This window comes from Nocardiopsis sp. NPDC049922 (genome assembly GCF_040660275.1).
In the GTDB taxonomy this organism is placed as follows: domain Bacteria; phylum Actinomycetota; class Actinomycetes; order Streptosporangiales; family Streptosporangiaceae; genus Nocardiopsis.
On sequence record NZ_JBFAME010000003.1, the window covers coordinates 97,717 to 124,651 of the forward strand.

General features: G+C 73.7%; 23 protein-coding genes and 1 pseudogene. 12 read left to right on the forward strand and 12 right to left on the reverse strand.

What is annotated here, in order from left to right:
- Positions 1 to 480: 480 nt before the first annotated feature.
- A complete protein-coding gene (locus AB0I72_RS07105) occupies positions 481 to 1,677 on the reverse strand; it encodes a hypothetical protein (protein WP_358563947.1) in 1,197 nt (398 codons plus the stop codon).
- Between the two features lie 58 nt (positions 1,678 to 1,735).
- Positions 1,736 to 2,338, reverse strand: coding sequence for a helix-turn-helix domain-containing protein (locus AB0I72_RS07110; protein WP_358563949.1), 603 nt, complete (start codon positions 2,336 to 2,338; stop codon positions 1,736 to 1,738).
- An 85-nt stretch (positions 2,339 to 2,423) separates the two neighbouring features.
- Here AB0I72_RS07110 and AB0I72_RS07115 point away from each other — a divergent pair, with 85 nt between their 5' ends.
- Together AB0I72_RS07115 and AB0I72_RS07120 are read left to right on the forward strand one after the other, a co-directional pair.
- A complete protein-coding gene (locus tag AB0I72_RS07115) occupies positions 2,424 to 2,750 on the forward strand; it encodes a rhodanese-like domain-containing protein (protein ID WP_358563951.1) in 327 nt (108 codons plus the stop codon).
- 51 nt (positions 2,751 to 2,801) lie between these two features.
- Positions 2,802 to 3,398 carry a histidine phosphatase family protein gene (locus AB0I72_RS07120; RefSeq protein WP_358563953.1) on the forward strand — a complete coding sequence of 199 codons (597 nt, stop codon included), beginning with the start codon at positions 2,802 to 2,804 and terminating at the stop codon, positions 3,396 to 3,398.
- Positions 3,399 to 3,431: 33 nt separating this feature from the next.
- Here AB0I72_RS07120 and AB0I72_RS07125 read toward each other — a convergent pair whose 3' ends face one another.
- Entirely contained in the window at positions 3,432 to 4,718 is a 1,287-nt protein-coding gene (locus AB0I72_RS07125) for a cation:proton antiporter (RefSeq protein WP_358563955.1), read from the reverse strand.
- Between the two features lie 41 nt (positions 4,719 to 4,759).
- Entirely contained in the window at positions 4,760 to 6,220 is a 1,461-nt protein-coding gene (locus tag AB0I72_RS07130; RefSeq protein ID WP_358563957.1) for a PLP-dependent aminotransferase family protein, read from the reverse strand.
- Between the two features lie 67 nt (positions 6,221 to 6,287).
- Between AB0I72_RS07130 and AB0I72_RS07135 the strand changes: the two genes are divergently transcribed.
- Positions 6,288 to 6,941 carry a pyridoxamine 5'-phosphate oxidase family protein gene (locus tag AB0I72_RS07135; protein WP_358563959.1) on the forward strand — a complete coding sequence of 218 codons (654 nt, stop codon included), beginning with the start codon at positions 6,288 to 6,290 and terminating at the stop codon, positions 6,939 to 6,941.
- A 322-nt stretch (positions 6,942 to 7,263) separates the two neighbouring features.
- On the opposite strand, the gene AB0I72_RS07140 is transcribed toward AB0I72_RS07135, so the two are convergent.
- From AB0I72_RS07140 to AB0I72_RS07150, 3 genes are all read right to left on the reverse strand, one after another.
- Positions 7,264 to 7,785, reverse strand: a complete 522-nt coding sequence (locus tag AB0I72_RS07140) for an N-acetyltransferase (protein WP_358563961.1) — start codon at positions 7,783 to 7,785, stop codon at positions 7,264 to 7,266.
- 130 nt (positions 7,786 to 7,915) lie between these two features.
- A complete protein-coding gene (locus AB0I72_RS07145) occupies positions 7,916 to 8,350 on the reverse strand; it encodes an RNHCP domain-containing protein (RefSeq protein WP_358563963.1) in 435 nt (144 codons plus the stop codon).
- Positions 8,351 to 8,373: 23 nt separating this feature from the next.
- Complete coding sequence (locus AB0I72_RS07150; protein ID WP_358563965.1) at positions 8,374 to 8,754, reverse strand: RNHCP domain-containing protein; 381 nt, start codon at positions 8,752 to 8,754, stop codon at positions 8,374 to 8,376.
- A 545-nt stretch (positions 8,755 to 9,299) separates the two neighbouring features.
- Here AB0I72_RS07150 and AB0I72_RS07155 point away from each other — a divergent pair.
- Complete coding sequence (locus AB0I72_RS07155; protein ID WP_358563967.1) at positions 9,300 to 9,524, forward strand: hypothetical protein; 225 nt, start codon at positions 9,300 to 9,302, stop codon at positions 9,522 to 9,524.
- A 109-nt stretch (positions 9,525 to 9,633) separates the two neighbouring features.
- Positions 9,634 to 9,750 (forward strand): annotated as a pseudogene (locus AB0I72_RS07160) (regulator); the annotation flags it as partial.
- 84 nt (positions 9,751 to 9,834) lie between these two features.
- Here AB0I72_RS07160 and AB0I72_RS07165 read toward each other — a convergent pair.
- Entirely contained in the window at positions 9,835 to 10,572 is a 738-nt protein-coding gene (locus tag AB0I72_RS07165) for an SDR family oxidoreductase (protein WP_358563969.1), read from the reverse strand.
- Between the two features lie 130 nt (positions 10,573 to 10,702).
- Between AB0I72_RS07165 and AB0I72_RS07170 the strand changes: the two genes are divergently transcribed.
- Complete coding sequence (locus AB0I72_RS07170) at positions 10,703 to 12,496, forward strand: hypothetical protein (protein WP_358563971.1); 1,794 nt, start codon at positions 10,703 to 10,705, stop codon at positions 12,494 to 12,496.
- Here the strand turns inward: AB0I72_RS07170 and AB0I72_RS07175 are convergent.
- Both AB0I72_RS07175 and AB0I72_RS07180 read right to left on the reverse strand, forming a co-directional pair.
- On the reverse strand, positions 12,458 to 12,982 hold the full coding sequence (locus AB0I72_RS07175; protein WP_358563973.1) for a hypothetical protein: 525 nt from the start codon (positions 12,980 to 12,982) through the stop codon (positions 12,458 to 12,460). The two genes, AB0I72_RS07170 and AB0I72_RS07175, sit on opposite strands and share 39 nt — an antisense overlap.
- A 452-nt stretch (positions 12,983 to 13,434) precedes the next feature.
- Positions 13,435 to 15,159 carry a PD-(D/E)XK nuclease family protein gene (locus AB0I72_RS07180; RefSeq protein ID WP_358563975.1) on the reverse strand — a complete coding sequence of 575 codons (1,725 nt, stop codon included), beginning with the start codon at positions 15,157 to 15,159 and terminating at the stop codon, positions 13,435 to 13,437.
- A 141-nt stretch (positions 15,160 to 15,300) separates the two neighbouring features.
- On the opposite strand from AB0I72_RS07180, the gene AB0I72_RS07185 reads away from it, so the two are divergent.
- Together AB0I72_RS07185 and AB0I72_RS07190 are read left to right on the forward strand one after the other, a co-directional pair.
- Positions 15,301 to 16,176, forward strand: a complete 876-nt coding sequence (locus tag AB0I72_RS07185; RefSeq protein WP_358563977.1) for a hypothetical protein — start codon at positions 15,301 to 15,303, stop codon at positions 16,174 to 16,176.
- Positions 16,177 to 16,278: 102 nt separating this feature from the next.
- Positions 16,279 to 16,734 (forward strand): GNAT family N-acetyltransferase, encoded by a 456-nt coding sequence (locus AB0I72_RS07190; protein ID WP_358564575.1) that lies wholly within the window; start codon positions 16,279 to 16,281, stop codon positions 16,732 to 16,734.
- Positions 16,735 to 16,837: 103 nt separating this feature from the next.
- Here the strand turns inward: AB0I72_RS07190 and AB0I72_RS07195 are convergent, their stop codons facing one another.
- Positions 16,838 to 18,409 carry a hypothetical protein gene (locus AB0I72_RS07195; RefSeq protein ID WP_358563979.1) on the reverse strand — a complete coding sequence of 524 codons (1,572 nt, stop codon included), beginning with the start codon at positions 18,407 to 18,409 and terminating at the stop codon, positions 16,838 to 16,840.
- A 616-nt stretch (positions 18,410 to 19,025) separates the two neighbouring features.
- On the opposite strand from AB0I72_RS07195, the gene AB0I72_RS07200 reads away from it, so the two are divergent.
- Positions 19,026 to 20,198, forward strand: coding sequence for an FxsB family cyclophane-forming radical SAM/SPASM peptide maturase (locus AB0I72_RS07200; protein ID WP_358564577.1), 1,173 nt, complete (start codon positions 19,026 to 19,028; stop codon positions 20,196 to 20,198).
- Positions 20,199 to 21,545 carry an HEXXH motif domain-containing protein gene (locus AB0I72_RS07205; protein WP_358563981.1) on the forward strand — a complete coding sequence of 449 codons (1,347 nt, stop codon included), beginning with the start codon at positions 20,199 to 20,201 and terminating at the stop codon, positions 21,543 to 21,545.
- A gap of 129 nt (positions 21,546 to 21,674) precedes the next feature.
- On the opposite strand, the gene fxsT is transcribed toward AB0I72_RS07205, so the two are convergent.
- Entirely contained in the window at positions 21,675 to 24,206 is a 2,532-nt protein-coding gene (gene fxsT / locus AB0I72_RS07210) for an FxSxx-COOH system tetratricopeptide repeat protein (protein ID WP_358563983.1), read from the reverse strand.
- Positions 24,207 to 24,462: 256 nt separating this feature from the next.
- Here fxsT and fxsA point away from each other — a divergent pair, with 256 nt between their 5' ends.
- Positions 24,463 to 24,645: an FxSxx-COOH cyclophane-containing RiPP peptide gene (fxsA, locus tag AB0I72_RS07215; RefSeq protein ID WP_358563985.1), complete on the forward strand. Its 183-nt coding sequence runs from the start codon at positions 24,463 to 24,465 to the stop codon at positions 24,643 to 24,645.
- A 197-nt stretch (positions 24,646 to 24,842) separates the two neighbouring features.
- Positions 24,843 to 26,861, forward strand: a complete 2,019-nt coding sequence (locus AB0I72_RS07220) for an ATP-binding protein (RefSeq protein ID WP_358563987.1) — start codon at positions 24,843 to 24,845, stop codon at positions 26,859 to 26,861.
- Positions 26,862 to 26,935 lie beyond the last annotated feature (74 nt).

Consider the following 26,935-nt stretch of genomic DNA (forward strand, 5'->3'; position numbering starts at 1 on the left):
GAGGAAGCACCAGCGCCCGTCGGGGTCCACGGCCCTCGCGATGGCCATGGCGACCAGGCAGGAGCGGGCGTTGGGGAGCAGCCCGTCGTCGATGGCCTGGGCGACCCAGAACAGGGGGACGAACCCGACCCCCTTCATCACGCCCTTCGGACGCTTGACGGGACCGGAGCCGCACACCGGTGGTGCGGCCGAATCCGGGGTTTCGGACACGGGGTACGGGCAGGGGGCACTAGACTGCACGGCAGCCGCCTTCCTGGTTGTGCAGGAGGGGTGGTCAGAGCCCGGAGCCGGTGTTGGTAGCACCGACCGGGCTCGACTTCTTTTCGGGACCCAACGTAGCGGAGCGAACACGGGTTCGGGTGGGTTCGGGGAAAATGGCGGAGAACCGGCCGAACACCCGTCCGCCGACCGGGGCGTGAACCGCCGGAGCCGCCCGGTGGTCCGGGCGGCTCGCGGCTGGTCAGGGGTTGTTCGCCGGGGCTACGACCCCGCGCCCTCGTGGGCGGGGCCGGGACGCAGCCCGAACGGGACGCCGAGGCCCGTCAGCCACCCGCCCTCCTCCAGCAGACCGAAGATCTCCTGGGTGACCTCCTGGTCCGGGGCCCGACGGGGCGGCCAGCCGAACTCCGTGGACACCATCGCCCAGCTCGGGCCGTGGCCGTGTTCGTCGCGGTAGTCGGCCACCCACCGGGCGACCTCGGCCTCGCGGCCCGCGAGCAGGTACCGGGCGCGTTCGGGGACGGGGACCTCGGCGGGGGTGATGGCCGGGGCGACCCGCGGCGGCGTCGGCGGCACGAACGGGACCGGCGCCATGGGCATGGTCAGCTCGGTCAGGTGCGCCTTGACCGTGGACCCCTCCACCCGCAGGTCCTGGATCCAGTCGAGTCGGAGCAGCCACTCGGCCAGCTCGGTGACCTCGTCCTCACCGCCGGTCAGGGCGCACGCGGCCACGACGTCGTCGGCCGGCAGGCAGATCCGCCCGTCGCTGTCGGCCTGGGCGGCCAGGTAGGCCGCGACCAGGCGCAGGCGGTTGGGCTTCTTGCGCATCTTCTTGTGCGTGAGACTGCGGGTCACCCAGCCGGAGGCGCGCGAGCGCACGCCGTTGCCGACGTCCCACGGGTTGCCCTGGAGGTCGGGCAGTCCGCACCGGGCGATGTCGGAGGGCTCGGCGTTGATCGCCCGCTCGGGGGTGGTGTCGAGCCACCCGGACGAGACCAGTGTGGTCAGGGCGGCGTGCGCGTCCTCCATGCGGAGCGATCGCACGTCCTGCCCCGTCATGTTCGCGTAGCCCTTGATCGCGCCGCGCAGGGCGCAGGTGAGCGCGAGCAGGCGGCTGTCGGGGTCGTCGCCGACCGAGCGCCGCTTCAGGTAGGCCCACACGTCGCGGAGGAAGGCGGACTGGAGTTCGTTGAGCGGCAGCGGGCCGCGCTTGTGCGGCTTCTTGGGCTCCTCCCGCTGTCGCCGTAGGTGCTCCTGTTCCTTGCGCTTGCGCTCCTTCTTGGTCGAGAGCTTCCTGCGGTCGGCCCAGCCGGGCGGGATGCTGATGCCCAGTTCGGCGCAGCGGGCGCACTCCATCGCCGCCGCCAGGTCCGCGTTGGGCTTGTGGAACCTGGGCTGGGGGACCTTCGAGGGTCGGGAGGAGACGTGCACGTCACTGGTCACGGTGCGTTGCGTCATGTGAGGAGGGTAGCGACGATCCCGCCCCTGTTGTCCGCGATCCACGGAATCGGGCGGCCTACGCACGCGGGGCCGGTCCGAGCAGCGCGCCGACCGTGGTCGCGACCCCGGCGCGGATCCGGTCCCAGTCGTAGCCGCGTTCGCGCAGTTCGGCGTTGAGGTCGGCGTCGACCGTTCCCAGCAGGACGTGTGCGAGGTGGTCGGGGTCGGGGCGGTCGGCGCACAGGATGGCCAGGTGCCGGTGCCAGAACACGTAGGACCCGACGCGGTAGCGCGCGCCGGGGGCGGACGTCTCCGACAGCCGGACCAGGTCCAGGTGGTCGGCCAGGTGGGTCAGGTAGGCGTCGAGGAAGGCCAGCGCGCGCTCCCGGGCGGGCGCGCCCGGACCCAGGGGGGGACCGCCGAAGACGATCCGCTCCTGGAGTTCGCGTTCACGCTGGTCCAGCAGGGCGGCGACCAGGCCGGACTTGTCGCCGAACCGGCGGAAGACCGTCCCCTTGCCGACCTCGGCCGCGCGGGCGACGGCGTCGACGGTGAGCGCTTCCACTCCCCCCTCCGCGAAGAGGCGCGCGGCGGCGTCCAGGACCCGGGCCCGGTTGCGTGCCGCGTCGGCCCGCTCGCGTGGGGGACGGCGCAGCACCTGGAGTAGTTCGTCGTTCACGGCGACCAGTCTACTGGACAAACGGACTTTGGTCCGGTTAAGCTCGTCGACGTAAGCGGACCGCAGTCCGGATAGGAGAGGAACCATGACCGCACTCATCAGCCGCGAGGAACTCCGGGGGTACGTCGACGCCGGGACGGTGACCGTGGTGGACGCCCTCGGCGGCGCCTACTACGAGCAGCAGCACCTGCCCGGCGCCGTGGCCCTGGTCGCCGACGAGGTGGCCGACCGGGCGGCCGAGGTGCTCCCCGACAAGGACGCCCTCATCGCCGTCTACTGCTCCAACCCGGCCTGCGGGAACAGCCAGGCCGTGGCCACCGCCCTGGAGGGGCTCGGCTACACCCGCGTGCGCAAGTACCGCGAGGGGATCCAGGACTGGGTGGAGGCCGGGCTGCCCGTCGACAAGGGCTGAGGCGACGCGTCGGGAAACCGACCACGCGTCCGGTGGGGCAGGATCGGTGCCATGGGTGAACTGGTGCTGATCAGACACGGGCAGACCGAGTGGAGCCGCGCACGGCGGCACACCGGTCGCACGGACCTTCCCCTGACCGAACAGGGGGAGCGGGAGGCCGCGGCCCTGCTCCCCCTGCTCGCCGGGCGCGACCTCGACCTGGTGGTGACCAGCCCGCTCCGGCGTGCGGTGCGCACGGCCGAGCTCGCGGGCCTGGGGGAGGCGGTCCCCGACCCGGACCTCATGGAGTGGGACTACGGAGGATACGAGGGGATCACCACCGCCGAGATCCTGCGCGAGCGGCCGGACTGGAACCTGTGGACCGACGGCGTCCCGGAGGGCGACGAGGAGCACCCGGGGGAGAGCGTCGAGCACGTCGGGGAACGCGTCGACCGGGTGCTGGCCGCCGTGTCCCTGCTCCTCGGGAACGGGCCCGGCCCCGACGTGGCACTGGTGGCGCACGGCCACGTCCTGCGCGTGCTCACCGCGCGCTGGCTGGGCCTGGCACCCGGCGACGGGGCGCTGTTCCGGCTGGACACCGGGGCCGTGAGCACCCTGGGCCGTGAGCACGGGCGTCCGGTCATCACCTCCTGGAACCGGACCGCCTGAGCGCATCGCGATCCGAGGGGCGCGCCCGCGGCGTCAGTCCCCTCGGTCGGTGTCCTGTCCCCTGGGGCCGTGCCACCGGTACGAGTGCACGGTGACGTCCTCGTGCTCGGGCGCGGTCGGGGCGTAGCGGCCCGCACGGCGGCCGAACGAGCGGGCCCAGGGTGCGGCCGTGATGCCGTGCGCGTACACGCTGAGCAGGACGGTCACACCCGCGACCAGCAGGATCCGGTCCGCCTCGGCGATGTCGCCCTGCTCGACCACGAGGAGGGCGAACACGATCGACGCGAGCCCGCGCGGCCCGAACCAGCCGAGGAAGCACACCGTCTCGGGGCGCAGCCTCGCGCCGAGGGTCGCCACGGCCACGGCGAGGGGGCGCACCACCGCCAGGCTCAGGGCCGCGTACGCCAGGGTCCACCCGTCGACCTCGTCGAGTCGCGGGCCGATGATCACGGCCCCGAACAGGGCGAACGTCATCAGTGTGAGGAGTTCGCCCTCCCGCTCGGCGAACTGGTGCACGAACGCCCGTTGATCCCGGGCCAGCGCTCCGAAGACCATGCCCGCGACGAACGCCGCCAGGAAGCCGCTGCCCGTCGTCACCTCCGCGCCCGCGTAGGCGAGCCAGGCCACCCCCAGGGAGAACAGGCGGCGGTGGGTCGCGTTGACCCACCCGGCGGCGTCGGCCCGGGTGATCGCCCACCCGCCGAGTCCGCCCACGGCCCCACCGACCAGCGCCCCCACCCCGATCTGCGCCGAGGCGAAGCCCACCCACGACCAGGCGGATCCCTCCAACCCCTCCGACACGGGGGCGAGCGCGGCGAACACCATGACGGCGGGGAGGGCGATGCCGTCGTTGAGTCCGCTCTCGACGTTCAGGGACTGCCGGATCCGGATGGGCAGACGGCGGTCGGAGACCATCGCCGTCCCCAGGGCCGCGTCGGTCGGCGCGAGCACGGACGCCAGCAGCACCGCCCCCGCGAGACTGAGACCGGGAAGGATCCCGAAGGCGGCCGCCGCGCCGAGCGCGATACCGGTGGGAATGCCGATCCCGAGCAGGCGCAGGGGAAGGTGGTACTCGCGGCGCAGCACCCGGAGGTCGATGCGGACGGCGTCGGTGAACAGGACGAGCACCAGGGCCGCCTCGGTGAGGATGCGGACCGCGGTGCCCGTCGTGCCCTCGCCCAGCAGGTTCAACCCGCCCGCGCCGAGGACCAGACCTCCGGTCGTGAACACCATCGGCGCCGTCAGGGACGTCCCCTGCGTGCGGCCCGAGATCAGCGCGTAGCCGAGCAGGAGCACGGCGAAGGCGATCACGTCCGTCACCCGCGCCCCCTCCCTCCGATGACGCGACGACACCGATCGTGTCAGCCCGGACCCGGTGAGGCGAGCACCCCACGCTGGGCCCGCCCAGATCGGCCCGAGGGCGCCCCGTCTCCTGGGACGTGCCGGTCCAGGACGTCGCCCAGGACCGCGCAGGCGTGGCGCAGCTGGGACATCGTGGCCGAGCCGTAGCCGATGATGAGGCCGTGCACGCTCGGCTCGCCCCGGCTCGCGTGGCCCGTGTCCATGACCAGGACGCCGCGTTCGGCCGCGGCGTCGACCACCCCGGCGACGGCGTGCGCGGGGAGCGGCAGGAGGACGTGCAGCCCCGCGGTGTCCCCGGTCAGGTGCTCACCCAGGCACTCGACCAGCAGTCCGCGGCGGCGGGCGTACTCCCGTCGCATGCGGCGCAGGTGCCGGTCGAGGTCACCGCGCTCCAACAACAGGGCGGTGGCCGCCTGGACGGGACCGCTCGTGCGGTCGGTCAGCTGCGCGCGGACCTCGGCCACGCGGTCGACGAGGGCGGGTTCGGCGACGAGCCATCCGATGCCCAGGTCGGGCGAGAGCGTCTTGGACAGGGTGCCCAGGAGGATCACCCGGCCCGGGTCCAGGCCGTACAGGGCGGGCAGCGGGGCGACGTCGTACCGGAACTCGGCGTCGTAGTCGTCCTCCACGACCATCGCTCCGTTCGCCCTGGCCCACGCCAGCAGCCGTTCGCGGCGCGGGATCGGCAACCGCCCGCCCAGCGGGTACTGGTGGGCGGGCGTCGTGTACACCACGGACAGGTCGGACGGCAGGTCCTCGGTCAGGATCCCGTCGTGGTCGACCGGGCAGGAGACGGCCTCGGCCCCGCGCGACCCCAGGACGCGGTGGGCCTTGGCGTAGCCGGGGTCCTCGACCCCCACGCGCGTGCCGGGGCCGAGGAGGGTCGCCGCGACCAGGTCGAGCCCGTTGCCGGTGCCACGGGTGACCAGGACGTTCTCCGGCCCGACCCGGACCCCGCGCGCCCGGCGCAGGTGTTCGGCCAGCAGCGCGCGCAGGCGCGGCTGGCCGCGCGGGTCGGGATCGTCGTCGAAGGGCTCCTCGGCCGCGTGCCGCCAGGCCCGGCGCCAGGCGGCGCGGTCGATGTCGAACACCCACGGCGCGCCCGGCCGCAGGTCGACCATCCCCTGCCGTCTGGCCCGCTCGCGGGACAGACGCGGGGCGGCGGGGCGCACCGGGGGCGGGTCGACGGCGGGCAGGGGGCCGTGGTCGGCGACGAAGGTACCGGACCCGTGCCGTCCCTCCAGCCACCCCTCCGCGTAGAGCTGCTGGTAGGCCTCGGTCACCACGGTCCGGCTGACGCCCAGCTGCGCGGCGAGGGCGCGGCTGGACGGCAGGCGCTCGCCGGGTTCGAGGTAGCGGTCGGACATGCCGTCGCGCAGCGCGTTCGCCAGCTGTGCGGTCAGGGGCGTGTCGCCGTCGCGGTCCAGGTCGATGGGCAGGTCGGTGAGGTGCCGGGCCACAGTGGTCTTCCGTTTGCGGTGAGAAGTGGACGTGGTCGGGATATCCACTCCTCCCTAGCCTAGGGACATGCTCTCCACCACCGAACGGACCCGGCTCGGCCGGGCCAAGCACAAGGCCAGGACCGACCGCGCCGCACTGTACGCCCTGCTCGACGAGGCGCTGGTGTGCCACATGGGTGTGGTCGTGGACGGCACGCCCATGGTGGTGCCCACCGGGTACGGACGCGTCGGCGACACCCTGTACCTGCACGGCTCCACCGGTGCGCGGTCGCTGCGTGCGCCGGGCGAGGTGTGCGTCACCGTCACCCTGCTCGACGGCATCGTCCTGGCCCGCGCCGCCTTCCACCACTCCGTCAACCACCGGTCGGCCATGATCTACGGGACGCCGCGCGTGGTCACCGACGAGGAGGAGCGGATGGAGGGGCTGCGGGCGCTGACCGAGCACCTGGCCCCGGGGCAGTGGGACGCGGCGCGCCGCCCCAACGCCAAGGAGATGGCGGCCACGCGCGTGCTGGCGCTGTCGCTGGAGGAGGCCTCGGTCAAGGTGCGGACCGGCCCGCCCGCGGACGACGAGGAGGATTACGCGCTGCCGGTCTGGGCGGGCGTGCTGCCGGTGCGCCAGGTCTTCGGCGAGCCCGAGCCCGACCCCGCGCTGGCGTTCGACCTGGCGGTGCCCGACCACGTCGCGCACCGCCCCGACCCGGTCCGGACGGGGGCGTGAGGAGGAGGGCGCGGCGGGGTCGGAGGCCGGAACCGTCGTAACCGACTCCGTTCCGTCACCGATCATGGGTGGGATGTCCCCTCCTCCTTCCCCCAGGGCACCGACGCGCTCGTGGACGACGAGGGCCGGTCACCCAGGCCCTGGAGACACTCTTCGACATCGCCGGGTGCAGGCGGGAGAACCACCGGGACCTTGCAGGAATGTGATCTTGCGTTTCGGGGCGTCGACGGTTTGGTGCTCTGGCCGAAGGGAGTGTTCGCACTGTCTCCTGTTCGGCCTTCGGCGGGCCGGGGAGGGAGGTCTCCCCGGCCCGCCGAAGGGGTTACTCGGGGCGGTAGGCGCGGATCGCGTCGGCCATGGGCGTCGCGAAGCCCATGTCGCCTGCCGGGATCGCGCTGCCGTCGAGGGAGAGCACCATGGCGCCCTCGTCCGGGCCGGCGCTCAGCGTGCAGCTCACCCGGTGGGCGGAGGCGCGCTCGAAGCCGAAGCGCGGGTAGTACGCCGGGTGGCCGAGAACGGTCATGGTGTGCTCGCCCATGTCCCTGGCCGCGTCAACCGCCGCGCGGACCAGAGTGGTTCCCACACCGGTGTTCTGGTGCCCGGGAGCGACCGACACGGGAGCGAGGGTGAGCGACGGGACACCGCCGATGCTCGCGCGGGTGACGAGGACGTGGCCGATGACGGTGCCGTGGTCGTCCTCGGCGACGAGCGAGAGCTCGGGGATCCAGCTGATGTCGGCACGCAGGGCGTCGACGAGGTCGGCGTCCTCGGGGGAGCCGAAGGCCTGGGTGATGACCTCCCGCACGCGCGGAGCGTCGGTGGAGGTCTCGGTTCTGATCTTCATGGCGAGTGGGTTGCCTTTCGGGTTGGTCTGTCGGTCTGGTGGCGCCGCCCCGCGGCGGAGGAGGTCGTCGGCGGCGGTCTGGCCACGGGAAGAGGCGTGGCGCCGGTCCTTCCCGTGGCCCGGGGCGCGGTCACAGGGTGAGCAGCGCGCGGTGGGCGATGCCGGTGCCCGTGCCCTGGAGCGGTCTGATGGCCAGGCGCACCAGGGCGAGCGGGTTGTCGTCGCCCGCGACGCGGTTGGCGCTGAGCTCGCCGCAGCTCAGGCACTGGTGGATGAGCATCCACTCGCCGTCCGCGCGCGCGGACATGGCCACTGCCTCCATGCGGCCCCGGCAGGGCGACGCGCGATCGCCCGGGATGCGGTGGTCGACGTGCAGGCTGACCAGGCAGTGCGGACAGTGGTTGCGGTGCGCGGTTCCCGGTGCGTCCAGGGGCACGTCCAGGCGGCAGCCGGCGCACTTGAAGTCGTTCGCACGGTGGCCGCCGTGCCCGTGCAGCACGTCCTTGTGCCGCTGCGGACGACGGCGTGCCGGGGATCGGTCGCGTGAGTTGTTGCGTCGAGGCATGGTCGTCTCCTTCTCCCGGCCCGTCACAGGGCGCCGAACGCTTCGAGCGGGAACGGCGGCTGCGCGAGCGGGCGGACGGCCATGCGCATCAGGATGAGCTGGTTGTCGTCCACGCGGACGGGATGGGAGACGAGTTCGTCGCAGCGTACGCAGCGGAGGATGATCCTCCAGTCACCATCGCGCACTACGGCGACGGCGATGGGGGACATCCGCCCGTGGCACTCGCTGGGCCCGCCCTCGACGTGGTCGGCGACGTGCTGGGAGTGCAGACAGGACGGGCAGTGGTCGCGGCGCGCCCCGTCGGCGGTGGTGGACACGGTCAGGCCGCACCACGCGCAGGAGAAGTCGTCGATCCTGAGGGTGGTGTGCGGGTCGCTCTGGCGAGCGGAGGTGTTGCTGGACACCCGGGTGCTCCTTGCTGGGAGATCAGACATGGCAGCAAGAGCAGGCCGAGCGGCCTCAGTGAATGAGGATGTGCCGAAGGATCACGCCGACGGAGAGGAGGGCGCAAAGGCACAGGCGATTCAGGGCACCGGAAACCCAGGTCCGGTTGCCGCGCGGGAACGGCGGCGCGGAGAACGGACGGTTACGCGGTGCGGAGAGGCGCGCTCGGCGCGGGCCGGGTCATCAAACACCCTTCCTGGGGCACATGGGCATGGTGCATGGTCCGCGATCCGCGGACTTCGATCACCGTAGCAGCAACACCGGAACACCGGCCAACTATTTCCGTGCGGGGTCCGACCGCGACCGCGTGCGGTGCCAGGACCGGGATCCTCCCGCCGCTGGCGCCCGGAAGGCATGTGCTCACCGACCCCGACGGGCGCGAGGTCGACGTCCAGGTGACCTGACCCGTTCCCCCTGGTCGGCGTGTACCTCCCCGAAGATCATTGCTCCATGTCATTGACTTGTTTCCGAATGTAGTGACGAATGGGTTTTCGGAGGAGAAGACATGTCTGTTCGGAACACGCTGTGCACCGTCGCGCTCGCGGTCGTCGTCGGACTGGCCCCGGGGGCGGCGCACGCCCAGAGTTCGGAGGAGCCGGTCGACGTCCGGTGCGAGTCGACGGGTTCGTTCTGGGGCCTGGTGATCTGTGCCGCCACCTGCTCGAAGGCGCTCGACAAGGAGACCGTGACCCTGCAGGAGTGCAAGGCCCTGGAGGAGTCGGGCCGGTAGCTCTCCTGGGGTGGCGGCCCGGTGCGTCCCGTCGACGTTCGACACCGCAACGTCTGACCTCGAACCCGCTGGCTGGTTCGGGTGTCGAAGCACGTTGTGGAGGTGAGCCGCCGGGGAGGCCGTCGCGCTGTTCATGTGCCGCACGTGCCAGTTCCGCTGCCGCGCCCCCCACCCGGGGCCGTGGTCGGGCAAGCCGCGTGACTCCTGGTGCGACGGCTGTGACTGACGCCTGGAGTTCGAGGTCGGGGACGGCGACCGGCATGGGGCGGCCAAGGCGGGGTGGGACGGACGTCCCACCCCAGGGCGTCGGCTAACGCAGGTGGGAGGCGCCGTTGACGTCCAGGACCGCGCCCGAGCTCCACACGGCCTCGGGGGAGGCCAGGTAGCGCACCGCGGCGGCGATCTCCCGGGGCTCGGCGACGCGGCCGAACGGGCTGTCGGCGCGGACGGCGTCGGTGAGTCGGTCCGCCACCCGCTCGGTCTCGACGAAGCCCGGCGCCACCGAGGCGACGCTGATGCCGTGCGGCGCCAGCGCGACGGCGAGCGACTGGCCGAGGGAGTGCAGGGCCGCCTTGCTCGCACCGTAGGCGGGGTGGTCCGGCTCGCCGCGGTAGGCGCCCCGGGACCCGACGTTGACGATGTGTCCGCGCGTGCCCCGATCGACCATGTGCCGGGCGATGAGGTAGCTCACATTGGCCGCGCCGAAGACGTTCACGTCCATGACCGACCGCCAGGCCGCCCGCCACTCGTCGAAGGAGACCGAGGAGATGGGGTGCGCCGGGTTGAGCGCGGCGTTGTTCACCAGGACGTCGATCCCGTCCCTGTGCTCGATCGCCCGTTCCACCAGCGACGCGGCCCCGTCGGGGTCGGCGAGGTCGGCCTGGAGGAGGACGTGCCCCTCGCCGGGCAGCCGTGCCAGTGTGGTCTCCGCCTCGCCGCGACGGCTCCCGCAGTGCACGACCACCCGGTCGCCCTGCTCGGCGAAGGCCAGGGCGATCGCCCGGCCGATCCCACGGGAGGCTCCGGTGACCAGGACGTTCCGGCTCACGCGGTCTCCCTTCGCGGGACTGCGTTGTGTCGTTCGTATCTCATCCCAGGGCATGACATATCCGTGACCCTAGTGCGCGGTTCCGCCCGTTCATCCCCCGTTGGCGCGGTGGGGCACTAGCGTTGCGTGCATGGATCGTCTCACTGCGCTCAGGGAGCACCTCAGATCGCTGCCCGTGGACCGGGTCGCCGACATCCTCGGCGAGCTCGTCGAGGGGGTGGAGGAGGACGCCCGACGGGACCTGTTGCCGTACGCCGCGAGCGCGGTGGCCCGCTCCGGGGTGTTCGACGCCCTCACGTCGGCGCAGTGCGACCTCCTGGTCGCGGCCGCCGACGTCGCGGCCAGGACCGAGGCCGCCTCCGGGCGCCCGGGACGACGGGTCCGCCGGCCGAACGGCCCCGTCGCGCAGCCGTTGCACCGTGGGGAGCTCCTGGCCCGGATCGGCACGTGGCAGGGGACCGCGCGGCGCGCCGCCGAGGCCGCGCTCGGTGAACTGGAGGGACGGGCGCTCCTCTGGCCCGCCGGGGACGACCGCTACCACCTCGCGCTGGGGTTGGTGGAGGCCTTCGGCGTCCACCGCTGGGGCCCGCGCGCCTACTCCGCCTTCTCCGAGATCCTCGCGGTCACCGAGCTGCACCGGGTGGCTCTGGCGCTGGGAGCCGACCCCACGCGGGAGCCCGCCGCTCTGCGGCGCGGGATCGTCACGCGGCTGACCGACCCCGACCGCGTGAGCGCGCTGCTGGCGACCGCGCCGGAGGGCGCGGTCACGCTCTTACGCCGACTCGCGGCCCGTGGCCAGGTGCTGGCCGCGGACTGCTTCGAGGAGGACGGCGGCACGCGCTACCGGTTCCGCCCCGAGGGTTCCGGCGATCCGGACACCGACTGGCTGACCGAACGCGGACTCCTGGTACCGGTCGGGCCGAACAGGGCCATGCCACCGCGCGAGGTGGCCGCCGCCGTTCGGGAGAGCGCCCCGTTGCCCTTCACTCCCCGTCCCCCCGAGCCCGTCGGGGTCCCGACCGACGCGTCGGCCGTGGCGGACCAGGCGACCGCGGCCGCGGTCGCGGCCCTGGCCGCCGTCGACCGGCTGGTCGCCGAGGTCGCCGCCCGGCCGGTGGCGCTGCACGGCGCGGTGGGGATCGCCTTCGCGGAGCGCGACCGGCTGGTGGAGGCCGTGGGCGGCGGCGTCCCGGAGGCCGGGCTGTGGGTGGAGACGGCCTATGAGGCGGGACTCCTGGTTCGCGACGGGCGGCGGATCATCGCGGCCGAGTGGGTTCGGGCCTGGGTGCGTGCCGACCCCGCGCGCCGCGTCGCACCGCTCCTGGAGGCCTGGCTCCGACTGCCCGGGGTGCCCACGTGGTGTCTGGACGAGCGGGAACTGTCGATTCCGGGGGCCCAGGCCCTTCCGGGGGCGGTCGCGCTGCGTTCCGCGCTCGTCCTGGCACTGGGCGCTCTGCCGGAGGGGTTGGGCAGCGGAGTCACCTCCGGACCGCTGCTGAGCGCCGGGATCGTCGAGGATCAGGGCGGGGCGCTGCCGCCCGGGCTGTTCTCCCTGGTGCGGGCGGCGCTGTGGTACCGGCCGGCCGCCGGGGACTCGGGGACCGTGGTCGAGGCGTTCGTCCACTCGCTGTACGAGGCGGAGCTACTGGGCGTGGCGGCGCTGGGCGCGCTCAGTCCCCTGGGCCGGGCCTTGGCGGGGTGCGTACGGGGCGGCAGCGGGCGGTGCGGGGACGGTGAACTGGAGAAGGCCGCGGCGGCGCTCCTCCAGGGCGAGGACACTCCGTCTCCGGGAGACGCACCCGGGGCGCCGCACGGCTTCGCGACGTCGACCGCCCGCGTCGGACGGTCCCTGGTGGAACTCCCGGCGCGGGCGCGGCGCCGCAGGCTACTGGACTGGGCGCGCTCCCTCGCCGACGACGTCTGACCCCTGTGCGGCGACGGGGGCCCGTCGCTCCGTGCGGTCGCGGCGGCGCGCGTGGGTGACGACGACGGCGACGGTCGCGGCCAGGAAGACGGCCTGCATCACGGTACGCGGCACGATTTCCTGGTGCGCCGGCAGGTCCGTGCCGGTCAACGCCAGGTGGACGTTGGCGGGGAACATCGCCAGCAGCAGGGCGGTGAGACCGGCGGCCGCCCAGGGCGCCGTCCGCGACCACAGCAGCGCGGCGGCTCCGAGCAGCTCCAGGACGCCGGTGACGGTGACGAGCAGGTCGGGAGCGGGCAGCGCGGGCGGAACCATCGCGATGAGTTCCTGGCGCATCCCGACGAAGTGGACCACGCCGGTGAGGGTGAACATCGCGGCGAGACCGCCCCGCAGGGCGACCGGCCACGGGCGCAGCCGACGTACGCCGAGGGCACCCGCGACCCCCAGGGCCAGGGTGACGCCGACCAGGGTGATGAGGGGTTCCATGGTGACTCCTTCTTGAACTTTCCAGTGGAAAGATAACCCCATGGGGGGAGATCTTGTCAATGGAAAGTTCTGGCGGGGTCGTCCGTGGGCTCCAGTGGGCCGTACGGAAGGGCATCAAGGGGGCAGGGGTGGTCGGCGGTCGGGTCGACCGGTCGACTGTTCCCGCCGGACACGACCGACGGGCGTTCGCCGAAGCGGTCCCGAGGCGGGAAGGGCGATACCCGACGGCCCCTGATGATGGGCAGGCAGCTGGGTTCGGGGATCGGCCGGAGGGAGGTCGGGCGCCGCGCGTCGGGTCTCAGGTCCTTCGGGCGCCCCGCGTTCGGTTCCCGCCTCTGGGCACAGCGCTTCCGGGTACCCCGCTTCCGGGCACCGAGCGTCGGGTCTCAGGTCCGCGCGTTCGGGTCTCACCTCCTCCGAGCATCCCGCTTCCGGGCACCGCGCGTCGGGTCTCAGGTCCTTCGGGTACCGCGCGTTCGGGTCTCACCTCCTCCGGGCATCCCGCTGTCGGCTCCCGCCTCCGGGCACCAGCGTCGGTAGGGACAGGCGCGGCAGACCGGACCGGGCGTGGCCAGGTGAGCGGTGTCCGCGTGCCAGGAGGCCGCCAGTTCCCGAACGGCCGTCCGCGCCGCGGAACGGATCCGTTGCGGGGCCGGATCGATCGTCCGGACGCGCGCGCCGGTGGGGGCGAGCCGCTCGATCTCGATGACCGGTGGCGTGTGCACCGGGAGGACCTTCGCCGCGACCAGGAGGACCAACAGGGCGGTCCGAGGGTGGTGGGCGAGAAGGCCGGGGTCGTCCCGAACCGGGTCGACCTCCTCCGCCACGAGGTCACGGAGCACCCACGACCCGCCGCGCCGGAACACCAGATCGCAGCCCGTACGGACGAGAACGTCCGACAGAGGGTCGTCGACGGTCAGCGGAAGGTCGACGTGGGTCGGGTCCGTGCGGTCGGCGTCGCCCAGGGGGCAGACGGTCAGGTGGTGTTCGAGCATGGCCGCGCCCACCCGCGCGGCGCGGCCGGTGAGCCCCACACCGTCCGTCGACCAGGCGCCGCGGTCGACAGGGAGGTCGTCGCGGGTGCAGGCTCGGGCGGGCGCGCGCGAGTGGAGCCGCGCCAGCCACGACCGGACGGCCTCCGCGTGACGGCCGACGGGCTGTTCCGCCCCGGCGGCGGGCAGCCCCAGGTCATGGAAGTGGGCCTTGGCCGGGCACTCACGGTGGTACCGTCCAGCCGTCACCGACCAGGTACGGCGTGGGCGCGACCGGTCCTGCACGCCCAGCAGCCCGGGTGTGCGCGGCAGGCGTCCGCAACCGTCCCGGACCCGGCACGGCAGGCAGTCCCCGCCCGGGACGCGCCTGCCCGGGCTCAGCGCCGCGCGCAGCCCCTCGCGACCGGCGGCGGCGAACAGGTCCCGGGACTCCGCCACGGTCCCGTCGAACAGCGTGGTCGCGTCCCCGTCCAGACACGACACCCGAACGACGCGGACGCGTGTGGGCGGCGGTACCTCCGACGGCGTGCGCGTGGGGTACGGCGTGCCGCCCGCGTACCGCCACGGCTCGGCCTCGACCGCGGCCCGGTTCACGTGCGCCCCCGCGGCCGCGACGAACGCCGCGACCGCCGCCTCCGCGTCCGTGGTCGGACACGCTGACGAGGGGACCGGCACGCGCAACTCCCGGATCACCTCGGGTCCGTCGCGCAGGAGGTAGCGGCGGCCCCACACGCAGATCTCGTAGGGCCGGGCGCGCGCACGCCCCGGGCCGGGCAGGTGCTGGAGGATCCACGGGTCGGCGACGGGGGAACGGTCGGCGCCGTCGGCGGTCAGGGCGTCCAGGTAGGTCCTGGCCGCGTGCCGGGTCCAGGCCAGCAGCCCCTCGTGCGCGGGCGCCACCCACCCTCCCATGACGCGGGTGCCGCGATCCCCGCGTCGGGGTAGGTGCGCGCAGGCCTCGTCGACCGGCCGCCCCTGGTGCTCGACCAGGTCGAGCACGGCCGTCAGGGGACCCAGGGGCGACCGCGCGAGGTAGGGCCGCTTGCCGGGGGCGGCGGCGCCGAAGGCCTGCTCGGATCTGCTGCGCAGATGGGTGGGGCAGCGGCGGGCGCCGGGGCGCACGGAGCCGCTGTGGACACGGATGACGGGTGCGAGGTCGGCGATGCCGGTCGTCCAGGGGGCCATATCTCCTCCTGGTCGCGAGTGTGGCACGTTTCGTCACATGCTGGCTGAGAGCCTGTGGATAACGGGGACTGCCTGTCTTCAGGCTGGTAGAAATGCCTCAGAGTTCACTTTTCTCCCAAAACAACCATTAAGGCATCCCCCATGTCATTCCGCCCGCGCGCGGCCCTGAGTGCGGCGGTGGCCGCGCTGACCCTCACCGCCTGCGCTCCGTTCGACGGCGTCCTGCGGGACTCCGTCGAGGACGTCCTCCACGACGTCGCCACGGACACGGCTCCGATCGTCCCGACCCTCGACTTCGACCAGGTCGACCGGGACGACCCGTTCGGCGGCACCGACGCCGAGGACTACGCGGAGGGGTTCGACCTCCCCGACGAGGTCGCCGCCGTCGGCCCCTATCCGACCGGTCGCGTCCGCGAGGCCTACGAGACCGCCCAGGACCTCCTGGAGGCCGTGTACCTCAACCAGGACGCGGTCTTCGACGAGGACAACAGCGAGTTCACGTCCCTGCTCACCGGTCAGGCGCTGGACTGGTACCTGGAGAACCACGGGAACGAGGACCCGCTGCTCGACACCCGGCACATCCCCTTCAACCTCACCCCCGGCACGGCCGAGCCGATCGGCGACGTGGTCAAGGTGAACGGTGCGATGTGGGCGGAGGAGGCGGTCGACGAGTACGGGTTCGACTACCTGGCGGTCCGCACCGAGTACACGATCGTCCACCCGATCGCCCGTCCCGGCGATCCCGTGTCGGTGCGCCTGGTCACCTCGCACCTCGGTGAGGTCTCCTTCTACGACCGTGGCGACGGCACCTGGGACGTCTGGCCGTTCTGGACGCGCTCCGCGGGTCCCATCCACTGCCTGTCCGATCAGCACACCCTCACCCCCGCCTACCCCGACGAGCTGCCCCGGGGCGAGCGGCCCAAGGGCAGACCCGAGGACGCCTACGACCTGGACAACGCCCGCGACGACCTGGAGTCGGCGGACGAGGGGGAGTGCGGGACCATCCAGGAGACCTGACCGACCCGATCCGTCCGACCCGCGCTCCGGGGAGCGGCGCGCGCGGGCCCTCTTCCTGTTTGAATGACGTGCATGATCGTGCGTCGAGTACTGCCCGAAGAGATGAGCGCCGTCAGCGAACTGCGCGTGACCGCCTACCTCGCCGACGGCCTGTTGGAGGCCAGCCCGGAGTACGCGGAGACCCTCCGGCTCCTGGGCGCCGACGGGACCGGGGAGGTCCTGGTGGCCGTGGACGGGGACACCCTCCTGGGGACGATCATGTTCGAGCCGTGGTCGCCCGACAGCGAGGTCGCGCGGGACGCGGACGAGGCGGAGATCCGCGCGTTCGCCGTGGCTCCCCAGGCACGCGGGCTCGGTGTGGGGCGCGCCCTGGTCAACGCCCTCGTGGAGCGGGCCGGGGAGGAGGGCGTGGTCCGGCTCGTGCTGTCCACCCTGCCGCGGATGCGGGCCGCCCAGTTCGTCTACCGTGCCCGCGGGTTCACCCGGGCCCCGGAACGCGACTGGACCCCCGCGCCGGGAGTCGAACTCCAGGTCTACGAGCTGGAGCTCAAGGAGTAGGGGGCGGCGGGCCCGTCCGGTCCCGGTTCGGCCGGTCCTCCCGGCCTGGCCGGTTCCGATCCGCCGGGGCCGGACTCGGCCGCGTATCCGTCGGCCGCCCCGTTCAACACCCGACCGGGCGCACCCGGCGGGCGGCCTCGGCCAGCGGTTCGCCCAGGGCTCCGTCGGCGAGCCGGTCCAGGACGGCCTCGGCCGCCGGATGCCCCGTCAGCCACATCGTGCGCGTGAGCTGTTCGGCGCACGCCGTGTACCGGTCCCGGTCGCGGTCGGGCAGGGGGCTCCCGGCCTCGACCAGGATCGCGTAGCTGTCCAGGACGGCCCACACCACCTGGTGGGACGTGGGCACCTCGGCGTGCGTGCCGCGCAGGCGGCGCGCCCACCCGCCGAGCACCGGATGGTGCACGTACATGCGCAGCACCGGTGTCAGGTCGATGCCCAGCCCGGCCAGGGTCGCGGCGACCCGGTGGCGCCGGTGCCACGCCCGCGGGTCCGCGGAGGCCTCCAGCAGTTCCCGGGCGGCGGTGTGCGGCTCGCGGGTCGCCAGCCACCGGGTCATGAGCTCCTCGGTGTCGACCGGCCGCCCCTCCTCCAGGAGGGTGAGGACGTGGTCGGCCGCCATGTCCTCCACGGGGGGTGTGAGCGGAACCTCGGCGCCCGAGCGGCGCAGCTGCCGCACGACGAAGTGGTCTCCCAGCCGCGTCACGCGGTAGGAGTCCCCGCCGGTCCGTTCGACCGCTCCCAGCCCGACCAGCGTGTCCAGCACCGAGCGGAGGTCGTCGCCGGGACGGCCCGGGCACGGGCCCAGCGCGACCCCGGCGCCGAACACCTCGACGATCTGGTCCGGGGTGCGGGGCCGCCCGCTGACGAACAGGTCGGTCAGGGCGAGGAAGGCGGTCATCCCCCGCGCCCCCGTCATCGCGAGCAGGGCGTCCGCCCACGCGTCGGCCGCCGCACCCGGCGTGCCCCGCTCCCAGGCGCGGGCGACGCGTCCGCGCAGCACACGGGTGTAGGTGGTGCGCAGGAGCCCGGCCTCGCGGGCCACGCGGAGGATGCGGGGGACCGCGTCCGGGGGGACCCCGAGGGCGTCGGCGGCGCTGTCGCTGTCGGGTCCGGTCAGGGCGTCGTGCGGGCGGTCGGGGTCCAGGGGCCGCCCCTCACCCACCCACGCGGTCAGCCCGGCCGCCTCGGACAGGGGTCGGCACGGTCGGGCCGCGGCGTCCAGGTCGGCCGCGCGGGCGGGGACGATCGGGGGGAGCGGGTCGGGTTCGCCGCCGTCCGCGACCCCGAGACGGCCCAGGAGCGGCAGGGCGGCCTCGTCGAGGGAATCGGCGGTCGCGGATGGTCCGCCGGGAGTGAGGTCGACCGTCGAGATCGCCGCGCGCAGCCTGCGCGGACTCTCGCAGGAGAGCAGCCCGCCCCGGTCGACGAGGTGGTCGCACCAGGTCAGCCAGGTGTCCCGGAGGGTGTCGGGTACACGGTCCCAGTCGCGGACGGTGCCGACGATGTCGCGGACGTCGGCGGTGGTCCAGTCCCCGGGGTCGGGCGCCCCGGCGTCCCGATGGGCGGTCAGGAGGAAGACCAGGGCGTCGGCGTCCACGTCGACCGGGGGATCCAGGCCCCGGGCCCAGTCCAGGCACTCGTCTACGGCGGACAGGATGCGTTCGGTCATGGTCATCTCACCGAGAGTGGAACTCTGGGACGGCGTCAGGCTATATCCGTCGACCCCCGTCGCGGGGGAGAACGGGAGAATCGGGTCCGCGTCCGGCCTCCGTGCCCGGAGACGCCGGAGCAGGCGGGCGTCCCCCGCCGCCCGCCCGCGGGTTCTCCGAAGAATGGCGGCGCGTTTTCCCGGACTTCGCGGACGCACACGGGAAGGCACGCGAAAAGCGCGTGTCAGTGGGTGGAATTCCGTGATGGCGGCGTGCCCGGCCCGCGCTTTCCTCGGAAAACGCGCCTCAATCATGTCCACGCTGACCGGAACCGGCCAGCGGCGCCCCGGGCGCGGCGTTTGGTGACCGTGGGTGGGGAAGGACACGGGAGACGGCCGTGCGCCCTCGACCGGAGGCCCGGCACCGGGCGGGGGCGGACCGCCCGAGACGCGAACGCCGGAGTGCCGCAGGGCGAGGTTTGCCCGCACTCCCTGAGAGTACATATCCGATCAAACGCGATATTTGCGTGTAATTCACGCGTGCTCTCGCCTCCAGGAGGACACCAGCGTGGCAAGGAGCGCCGACAACGCACGACCACTCAGCGGCGACCACACCGGGGTCCAGGGAGAATGGCCCGAGACGATGGACGTCGAGGACCTGCTCGCCCTGGGGTGGCGCCCCACCCCCTTCCGCGAGTTCGTCCTCAAGGTGCACAGCAGGTGCAACCTGGCCTGCGACTACTGCTACATGTACGAGATGGCCGACCAGGGGTGGCGCGACCGGCCCCGCCGCATGGCCCGCCCCGTCGTCGAACGCGTGGCCGAGCGCATCGCCGAGCACGCCCGGGCCAACGGCCGCTCCGGCGTCGACGTCATCCTGCACGGCGGCGAACCCCTGCTCGTCGGCCTCGACCACCTGCGCCACACGGCACAGGTCCTGCGCAAGGCCAACGAACCCGACGTCCGCGTCGACCTGCGCCTGCAGACCAACGGCGTCCTGCTGGACACCCACTTCCTCGACCTGTTCGACGAACTCGGCGTGCGCGTCGGCGTCAGCGTCGACGGCGCGGAGGACGACCACGACCGCCACCGCCGCCGCGCCAACGGACGCGGCACCCACGCCGAGGTCCGGGCCGGGCTGGAACTGCTCGGCTCCCCGCGCTACCGCCACCTGATGACCGGCCTCCTGGCCACCATCGACCTGGAGTCGGACCCCGTGACCACCTACCAGGCGCTCCTGGAGTTCGATCCGCCCACCATCGACCTCCTCCTGCCCCACGGCAACTGGGACGCCCCGCCGCCCGGGTGGACCCCGGACGGCACCGCCTACGGCGCCTGGCTCACCGCCGTCTTCGACCGCTGGTACCACGCCCCCGCACGCGAGACCAACATCCGCCTCTTCACCGAGATCATCCGCCTCGTCCTGGGCGCCCCCTCACGCACCGAGAGCGTCGGCCTCTCCCCGGCCGCCCTCGTGGTCGTGGAGACCGACGGCTCCATCGAACAGGTCGACAGCCTCCGATCCGCCTACGACGGCGCCGCCGCCACACCCCTGCACACCCTCACCCACGCCTTCGACGAGGCCCTGTACCTGCCGTCCGTCGCCGCGCGTCAGATCGGCGCCCGCGCCCTGAGCTCCACGTGCGCGGCCTGCCCCCTGGCACGCGTGTGCGGCGGCGGCCTGTACCCGCACCGGTACCGGAACGGGAGCGGGTTCCTCAACCCCTCGGTGTACTGCCAGGACCTCTTCCGCCTCATCACCCACGTCCGGGCGACCGTGGCCGCGGACGTTGAACGCCTACGGGAAGGACGCTGAATGCCACCCGAGGACCCGCTCCCGGACGACGTGTTCGACGCGCTCGCCCGGGGCGGGGGCGGTCACGCGGCCACCGACCTCCTCCGCCGCACCCAGTACGCCAAGCACCTCCTGCTCGTGCGCCGCGTCCTGGACGCCGCCCTCGCCCGACACCACCCCGACGCGCCGCGCGCCCGCGCCGCCTACGACCTGCTCGCCCGCGCGGAGGAGGCCGACCCGGACGCGGTGTCCGCGGTCCTGCGCCACCCGGCCGTCGGCGTGTGGGCCCGGCGCACGGTCCTGGCACTGGACGGCCGCCGCGACGAGAGCCCCCGGGTGGGCACGCTCTCGGCGCTGTCGGCCGCCGCCGCGCTGCGGGCCGGGCTGACCGCACGCGTCGAGGCGCCCCTGTTCGGCCCGACCGCGCCGCTGCCCGCCCTCGGCCGCGCCCTGCTCGGCCGAGGGGAGGGGGACACGGCCGTCGTCGAGACGCAGGCCGGTCGGGCGCGGCTGTCGCGCGGGTGCGTCCACGTGGAGGTCCCGGCCGACCCGCACGAGGACGCGCCGGGGTGGCACGCGCTGCGTCGGATGTCGGCCGAGCACGCGGGGCGGCGGATCGACCTGGTCCTGGACGACCAGGACCCGGACCGGCTGCCCGGCGCCGACCTGGTCGCCCGGCGGCTGACGGGAGAGGAGGCCGCCCGGTGGCGGGGGAGCCTGCGCGAGGCGTGGGAACTCCTGGTGACCGACCACTGGACCCTCGCGGAGGAGACCGCCGACACCGTCGTCGCGCTGACCCCGATGACCGCGCCCGGCGGGGCGCACACGAGCGCGACGGCCCAGCACGCCTTCGGCAACCTCGGGCTGTCCGACCCGCCCAGCCCCGTGCTGTTCGCGCTCACCTTCGCGCACGAGGTGCAGCACGCCAAGCTCATGGCCCTGCTCGACCTGGTCCCGCTCACCCTGCCCGACGACGGGAGCACCTACTACGCGCCCTGGCGGCCCGACCCCAGACCCGTGTCCGGGCTGCTCCAGGGGGTGTACGCCCACCTGGGGGTGGCCGGGTTCTGGCGCCGCCACCGCGGCACGGTGACGGGAGAGCGGGCGCTCCGCGCGCACGCCGACTTCGCGCACTGGCGGGCGGCCGCCCACGAGGCCGCGCGCACGGTGGCCGGGTCGGGGCGGCTCACCCCCGAGGGGATCCGCTTCCTCGCGGCGACCGCGCGGACCCTGGCCTCCTGGATAGCGGAGGAGGTTCCCGAGGACGCCGTGGCGGCGGCCGACGCCGCCGCCCACCGCCACCTGGACCGGTGGCGCGCCCGCAACCGGGCCCCGGGGACCGCCGAACCCGCCGCCCGCGGTCGCTGACCGCGGCCCGCCCGAACCCGCCCCGCCCGCCCGCTCCGGGGACGCCCGGCCTCCGGTGCGGGTTCCGGTGCGGCCTCCGGCGCCCCGGCGTACTCGCGTGCGGATCCCTCCCTTCGGGGAGGGGAGCGGTCACAGCAGCGGTGGGTCGAAGTCCGTGACCAGACGGCTGCCCCGCTGGGCCGCCACCGTGTAGTGGTGCTCCCGGCCCAGCGTCCGCACCAGGGCCGTGTACGTGGTCTCCGCCAGCGCGTCCGCCTCCGCCGTCTCGTCCTCGATCCGCAGGTCCAGCGCGAGGTTGGCGGCGCACGCGAGCGTGCTGTGGTGGTCGTCGCCCAGCAGTGCGCGCAGCCTGCGCAGCGTTCCCCGGCCCAGGCGCACGGCGTTCTTCGTCTCACCCAGCGCCGACAGGTCGCTGGCCAGGTTGGTCGCCACCCCCAGCGAGTAGTGGTGGTCGCGGCCCAGTTTGTCGTCCAGGGCCGCCAACGCCGACTCGTTCATCGACCGCGCCCGCGACGCGTCGCCCAGCAACCGGTACAGCAGGGCCACGTTGCTCGTGCACCCGTGGTTGTAGGGGTGCTCGGGCCCGTACGCCCGCACGTACCGCAGGTCGGTGTCCTCGCCCAGCTCCAGCGCCCCCGTCAGCTCCCCGGTCACCCGCCAGATGTTGGTCAGGCACATGGCCGCCGCCAACGTCTCGGGGTGGTCGATCCCGTACAGCCGCAGGTACCGCGAGTGCACGTCCAGGGCCAGTTCGAGCGCCTCGTCGAACTCCCCGGACATGCGGCGGGCGATCGCCAGGTCCATCTGGGTGCGCAGCGTCCGCGGATGCTCGACGCCCAGCTGCTCCCGGCCGTAGGACAGCGCGTCCTCGCCCAGGTCACAGGCCTCGGTGAAGTCCCCCGACAGGCGTACCGACAGGGCCAGTCCGTGCCAGAACGACAGCAGCACCGGCGAACCGGGCGCCGCGCTGCGCCGCTTGTACAGCATGTACGCCCGTTCGTGCCGCGCCTGGGCCCCGGCGAAGTCGCTGGTCAGCGCGTAGTCGATGCCCAGGTTGTGCAGTGCGCGCAGGGTCGCGGACTCGTTGGGGCCCAGCGTCTCCTCGTGCAGCCGGAGGGTCTCCTCGTCGTGCTCGCGGGCCTTCCAGAAGTCCCCGCGCGCACGGTAGTCGGCGCCCAGGCCCGACAGGACGTTCAGGGTCTCGCCGTGGGTGCGCCCCAGGGTCCGGCGCACCTTCGGCAGGAGGGCCCGGTTGAGGTCGTAGGCCTCCTGGTAGCGGCCCAGGTCGCGCAGCCGGTTGGCGTACAGGCGCTGCGCCTCCAGCACGTGCGGGTCCTCGTCCCCGGAGTCGGCCACCCACCGGTCGATGAACACGCGGGCGTAGCGGCTGGCCGTCTCGTAGTTGCCGACCACGAACAGGAAGCCCAGCATGCTCAGGGCGAACCGGCGCACCCGGGGGTTGGTGCTCTCGGCCACCCGCGCGGGTCCCACGTGCGGCAGCAGCTCCTGGTAGCGGGCCTGCGCGGCCGGATCGGTCCGGCTCTCCGGCGCCGACGCGCTCAGCAGGGCCCACACCTCGGTGCGGATCGAGTCCTGTGTGGGCTGGTCGAGCTCCTCCCGCAGCAGGGCCTGGATGAGCCGGTGCACCTGGATGGTGCGGTTGGCGTTGTCCAGCCGCACCAGCGCGTACCGCCCCAGCTGCCCGATCGCCCGGCTCAGGCGGATGGGGTCGGCCATCAGCTCCGCGAGTTCGGGTCGGACCCGGCCGCCCTCGACCGGGAAGAACAGGTCGCGCGGGATGGGGTCGGGGCCGAAGAACGCGCAGCAGCGCAGCAGCTCCATGGCCTCGGGCAGGTTCTCCTGGAGCTTGGCCACCGACAGCTGCCAGGCGGCGGTCATCGGCTCCGGGTACTCCGGCGGCTTGCCCTCGCGCAGGAGGGGTCCGGTGCGCTCGGAGAGCAGCGACAGGTACTCACGCGCCGACATCCCGGTCTCGGACTGCAGCGCCCCGGCCTGTTCCAGCGCGAGGGGCAGGTGACCCAGCGCCTCCGACAGCTCGACCGCGTCCTCGATGCTGATCCCCCGGGGGATGCGCCGTTTGAGGAACTCGACGCTCTCGTGGGACGGGAAGACGTTGACCGACACCGTCCGGGCCACCGACTCCCAGCGGTGGTTGCGGGTGGTCACGATCACGTGGCCGGGGCCCTGGGGGATGACGTCGGTGAGGTCCTCGGGCTCGTCGGCGTTGTCGAAGACGAGCAGCCACCGCGAGTACGGCTCGCCCCGGCGCAGGGCGTCGAGCACGCCGTTGGCCGCGTCCTCGACCCCGGTCAGGCCGGGCCCGGGCAGGTCCAGGTGCGGGGCGAGGTGGGCCAGCGCCGAGCGCACGAGGCCGGGCTGGTCGGCCATGATCCACCACACCAGGTCGTACTCATCCCGGAAGCGGTGGGCGTACTCCACCGCCATCAGGGTCTTGCCGACGCCGCCGTAGCCCTGGAGGGTGTGGGGGACGACCGCCGTCACGTGGCCCCGCAACCCCTCGTACAGCTCCTGGAGCTGTTCCGAGCGGCCGGTGAAGTTCTTGTTCTGCGGCGGGATCCTCCCCCACACCTTGGGATAGCGCGGGGGGTTGTGGCCGGTGGCCCTCGTGGAAGCGCTCACGCGATGTCCTCCGGTTTCACATCGGCCCCACCAGGCATTCTGGACCAGTTCCGGAAGATTCCTGGTGTCGAGTCGAGGATTTCGGTCAGCGGGTGCGGAACGGGCGGGAATATGCACTCAGGGTAGGCGAAGATGTTAGGGAAGGACAGGCCGGTGGTAGAAACTCCATGGGACTGACGAAGAAACGAAAAGGAGGGCGGCAGCGGCGCGATCGCTTCCGTTCTCTCCTTTATCGCTGGCCGGAAGGACGAAGTCGATGCCACAACAGCACCTCTCCGGAGGAGCGGCCCTGGTGGACGCCGACGGTCTGACCCTGCGCGATCTCGACGGGTACGGGGAGACGGCGATCATCCGGGCGCTGCGGTCGGTTCTGGATCCGGGAGCGGGCGCCTCGGAGGCGATCGCGGCGTTCACGAGTGACGGGGACGAGGACGGGTAGGGTGCGGCCCCTCCCGGCGCCCCCGCCCCGGGAGTCCCTTCCGAACCGTGTCGCCGATCCGTTCCCCCAGGTCCGCCACGGGGCCGCGATAAAGGGCCGGACAATGTCGCCCGGGCCCGAACACGCGCCCTTCACCGATTCGGGGTGCCCGCCGTTTCCCGGCGGGCCGGAACCCCCCCAGGCTCGGAGCTGATTTCATGCCACGAATCGCCGCCGGTCACCCGCGTCGCACGGGACCGTTCGTCGGTGCGCGGCCTTTCGGTTCCCGCGACCGCCATCTCTTCCTCGGCCGGACGGAAACGGTACGGGATCTGGTCGGGGCGTGGACCGGAGCCCGCCTCACCGTGCTGCACGGCGACGCGGGGGTGGGCAAGACCTCCCTCCTCCACGCGGGCGCCGTCCCCGCCCTCACCGACCGGGGCGCCCACGTCCTGCCCGTGGGGCGGCTCCTGATCGACCCCGCCTTCCCCAGCGCCGTCCTCCCCGAGCAGAACCCCTTCACGCGCGCCCTGCTCGCCTCGTGGAACCCGGACGAGTTCCCCACCCACGGGCCGGGCAGGTCCGCCGGCGACTTCCTTCGCGACCACGCGCGCGCCGACCGCTACGGCCGGGTGCGGCCCCTCTACGCCGCCCTCGACCAGACCGAACCGCTGCTGCGCTCCCCGGCTCTCCCCGAACCCCACCGGGGCGACCTGATCGACGAACTCCTCGTCGCGCTCGACGACCACCCCGGCCTGCACCTGCTGCTCACCGTGCGCACCGAGCACCTGGCCGACCTGCGGCGCGTGATCGCCGCACACGGGGCCGACCACGCCGAGGTGCGCCTCGGCCCGCTGACGCCGACCGCCGCCGTCGAGGCCACCGCCCACGCCCTGGACACCGTCGGTGTCCAGCACGCCCGGGCCGTCGCCGAACGCCTGGTGGAGGAGGTGCGCACGCTTCCCGGGCAGCCACGCACCGGCCCCGCTGTGACCGGCGGTGCCACGGAGCCCACGAGCGCTGACCGCCATGGCCGTCCCGGTGGTCTCACGGAGTCCACGAGCGTTGACGGCCACGGTCGTCCCGGTGGTCTCACGGAGTCCACGAGCGTTGACGGCCACGGTCGTCCCGGTGGTCTCACGGAGTCCACGAGCGCTGACGGCCACGGTCGTCCCGGTGGTCTCACGGTGCCCACGAGCGCTGACGGCCACGGCCGTCCCGGCGGCCCCTCCACGACCGGCCCGGCCCAACCCAGCGACCCCGAGAGTCTCGGTGGCTCCATCGGTTCCCTCGACCTCACCGTGACCGTGAACCCCAGGGACCTCGCCGCGACCGTCGACCCCGCCCTGCTCCAGACCGTCGGCGCCCTCCTGTACGCCGAGGGCTCCGAGGCCTTCGCCGCCGCCGACGTCGACCGCACGCTCGCCGTCCACCTCTCACTCCTCCTGGAGGAGGTCGCCGCCGAACACCTCGTCCCCCGCGACCTGCCGCACGCCTGGCTGCGCCGCGCCGCCGCTGCGGGCGCCCCCGCGCCCGGCACGGACGACACCCGCCACACCGACCTCACCTGGGGCCTGGTCCACACCCTCCAGGACCGCCACCTGGTCACCCCCACCGCCGAGGGCACCGCCTACCGCCTGCGCCACCCCCGTCTGGCCCGCCCCCTCCTGGACCTGGCGGCCCACCCGCGCGAGCCCACCCCGCAGCCCTGGACGACCGCGGACCGCATCGTCGTCGCCCGTCGCGCCCACACCCGGGGCGAGCCCGACCTCGCGGGCGAGCACGCCCGGCAGGCCCTGCGGTCGACCCCGCCGCCTCCACCCCGTGACCGCGCCACGCTCACCTCGCTCCTGGGCGACCTCGCCTTCGAACGCGGCGAGCCCGCCGTGGCGGCCGCGTACTACGCCGAGGCCGCGGAGCTGCTGGAGGCCGTCGGGGACAGCGCCGGCGTGGCCCGGCTGCTCGTCGCCCAGTCGAGCAGCAGACTCCGGGCGGGCCAGCGCTCCGCCGCCCTGGACGGGCTCCGGGCGGCCGCCGGTCGCGTGCGCGGGGACTCCAGCCTGCGCACCGGGATCGGCCAGGCCCTGTGGCGGATCGGGCAGAGCCAGTCCGCGCTCGACGTCCTGGACGCGGTCCTGACCGGTGACAGGTCGGCCAGCGAGGCCCGACGCACCCGCAACCGGATCCGCGCCGAGCTCATGTCCGCGCGGGGCCTGGCCCCGCGCCGGGGTTGGTGACCCGACCGTATGGACTCCACCGTGTTCATCGCGCTCGTCACCGGCGCCATCACGGCCCTGAGCACCCTCGGCGC

Excerpts from the sequence above, each read along its gene's own strand:
- AB0I72_RS07175 (WP_358563973.1), bottom strand. The coding sequence starts at position 12,982 with ATGGAACCCCTCATCACCCTGGTCGGCGTCACCCTGGCCCTGGGGGTC.
- AB0I72_RS07205 (WP_358563981.1), top strand. The coding sequence starts at position 20,199 with ATGCCACCCGAGGACCCGCTCCCGGACGACGTGTTCGACGCGCTCGCC.
- AB0I72_RS07105 (WP_358563947.1), bottom strand. The coding sequence starts at position 1,677 with ATGACGCAACGCACCGTGACCAGTGACGTGCACGTCTCCTCCCGACCC.
- AB0I72_RS07190 (WP_358564575.1), top strand. The coding sequence starts at position 16,279 with ATGAGCGCCGTCAGCGAACTGCGCGTGACCGCCTACCTCGCCGACGGC.
- AB0I72_RS07135 (WP_358563959.1), top strand. The coding sequence starts at position 6,288 with ATGCTCTCCACCACCGAACGGACCCGGCTCGGCCGGGCCAAGCACAAG.
- AB0I72_RS07180 (WP_358563975.1), bottom strand. The coding sequence starts at position 15,159 with ATGGCCCCCTGGACGACCGGCATCGCCGACCTCGCACCCGTCATCCGT.
- AB0I72_RS07140 (WP_358563961.1), bottom strand. The coding sequence starts at position 7,785 with ATGAAGATCAGAACCGAGACCTCCACCGACGCTCCGCGCGTGCGGGAG.
- AB0I72_RS07185 (WP_358563977.1), top strand. The coding sequence starts at position 15,301 with ATGTCATTCCGCCCGCGCGCGGCCCTGAGTGCGGCGGTGGCCGCGCTG.
- AB0I72_RS07120 (WP_358563953.1), top strand. The coding sequence starts at position 2,802 with ATGGGTGAACTGGTGCTGATCAGACACGGGCAGACCGAGTGGAGCCGC.
- AB0I72_RS07220 (WP_358563987.1), top strand. The coding sequence starts at position 24,843 with ATGCCACGAATCGCCGCCGGTCACCCGCGTCGCACGGGACCGTTCGTC.
- AB0I72_RS07115 (WP_358563951.1), top strand. The coding sequence starts at position 2,424 with ATGACCGCACTCATCAGCCGCGAGGAACTCCGGGGGTACGTCGACGCC.
- AB0I72_RS07195 (WP_358563979.1), bottom strand. The coding sequence starts at position 18,409 with ATGACCATGACCGAACGCATCCTGTCCGCCGTAGACGAGTGCCTGGAC.
- AB0I72_RS07155 (WP_358563967.1), top strand. The coding sequence starts at position 9,300 with ATGTCTGTTCGGAACACGCTGTGCACCGTCGCGCTCGCGGTCGTCGTC.
- fxsA (WP_358563985.1), top strand. The coding sequence starts at position 24,463 with ATGCCACAACAGCACCTCTCCGGAGGAGCGGCCCTGGTGGACGCCGAC.
- AB0I72_RS07170 (WP_358563971.1), top strand. The coding sequence starts at position 10,703 with ATGGATCGTCTCACTGCGCTCAGGGAGCACCTCAGATCGCTGCCCGTG.
- AB0I72_RS07145 (WP_358563963.1), bottom strand. The coding sequence starts at position 8,350 with ATGCCTCGACGCAACAACTCACGCGACCGATCCCCGGCACGCCGTCGT.
- AB0I72_RS07200 (WP_358564577.1), top strand. The coding sequence starts at position 19,026 with ATGGACGTCGAGGACCTGCTCGCCCTGGGGTGGCGCCCCACCCCCTTC.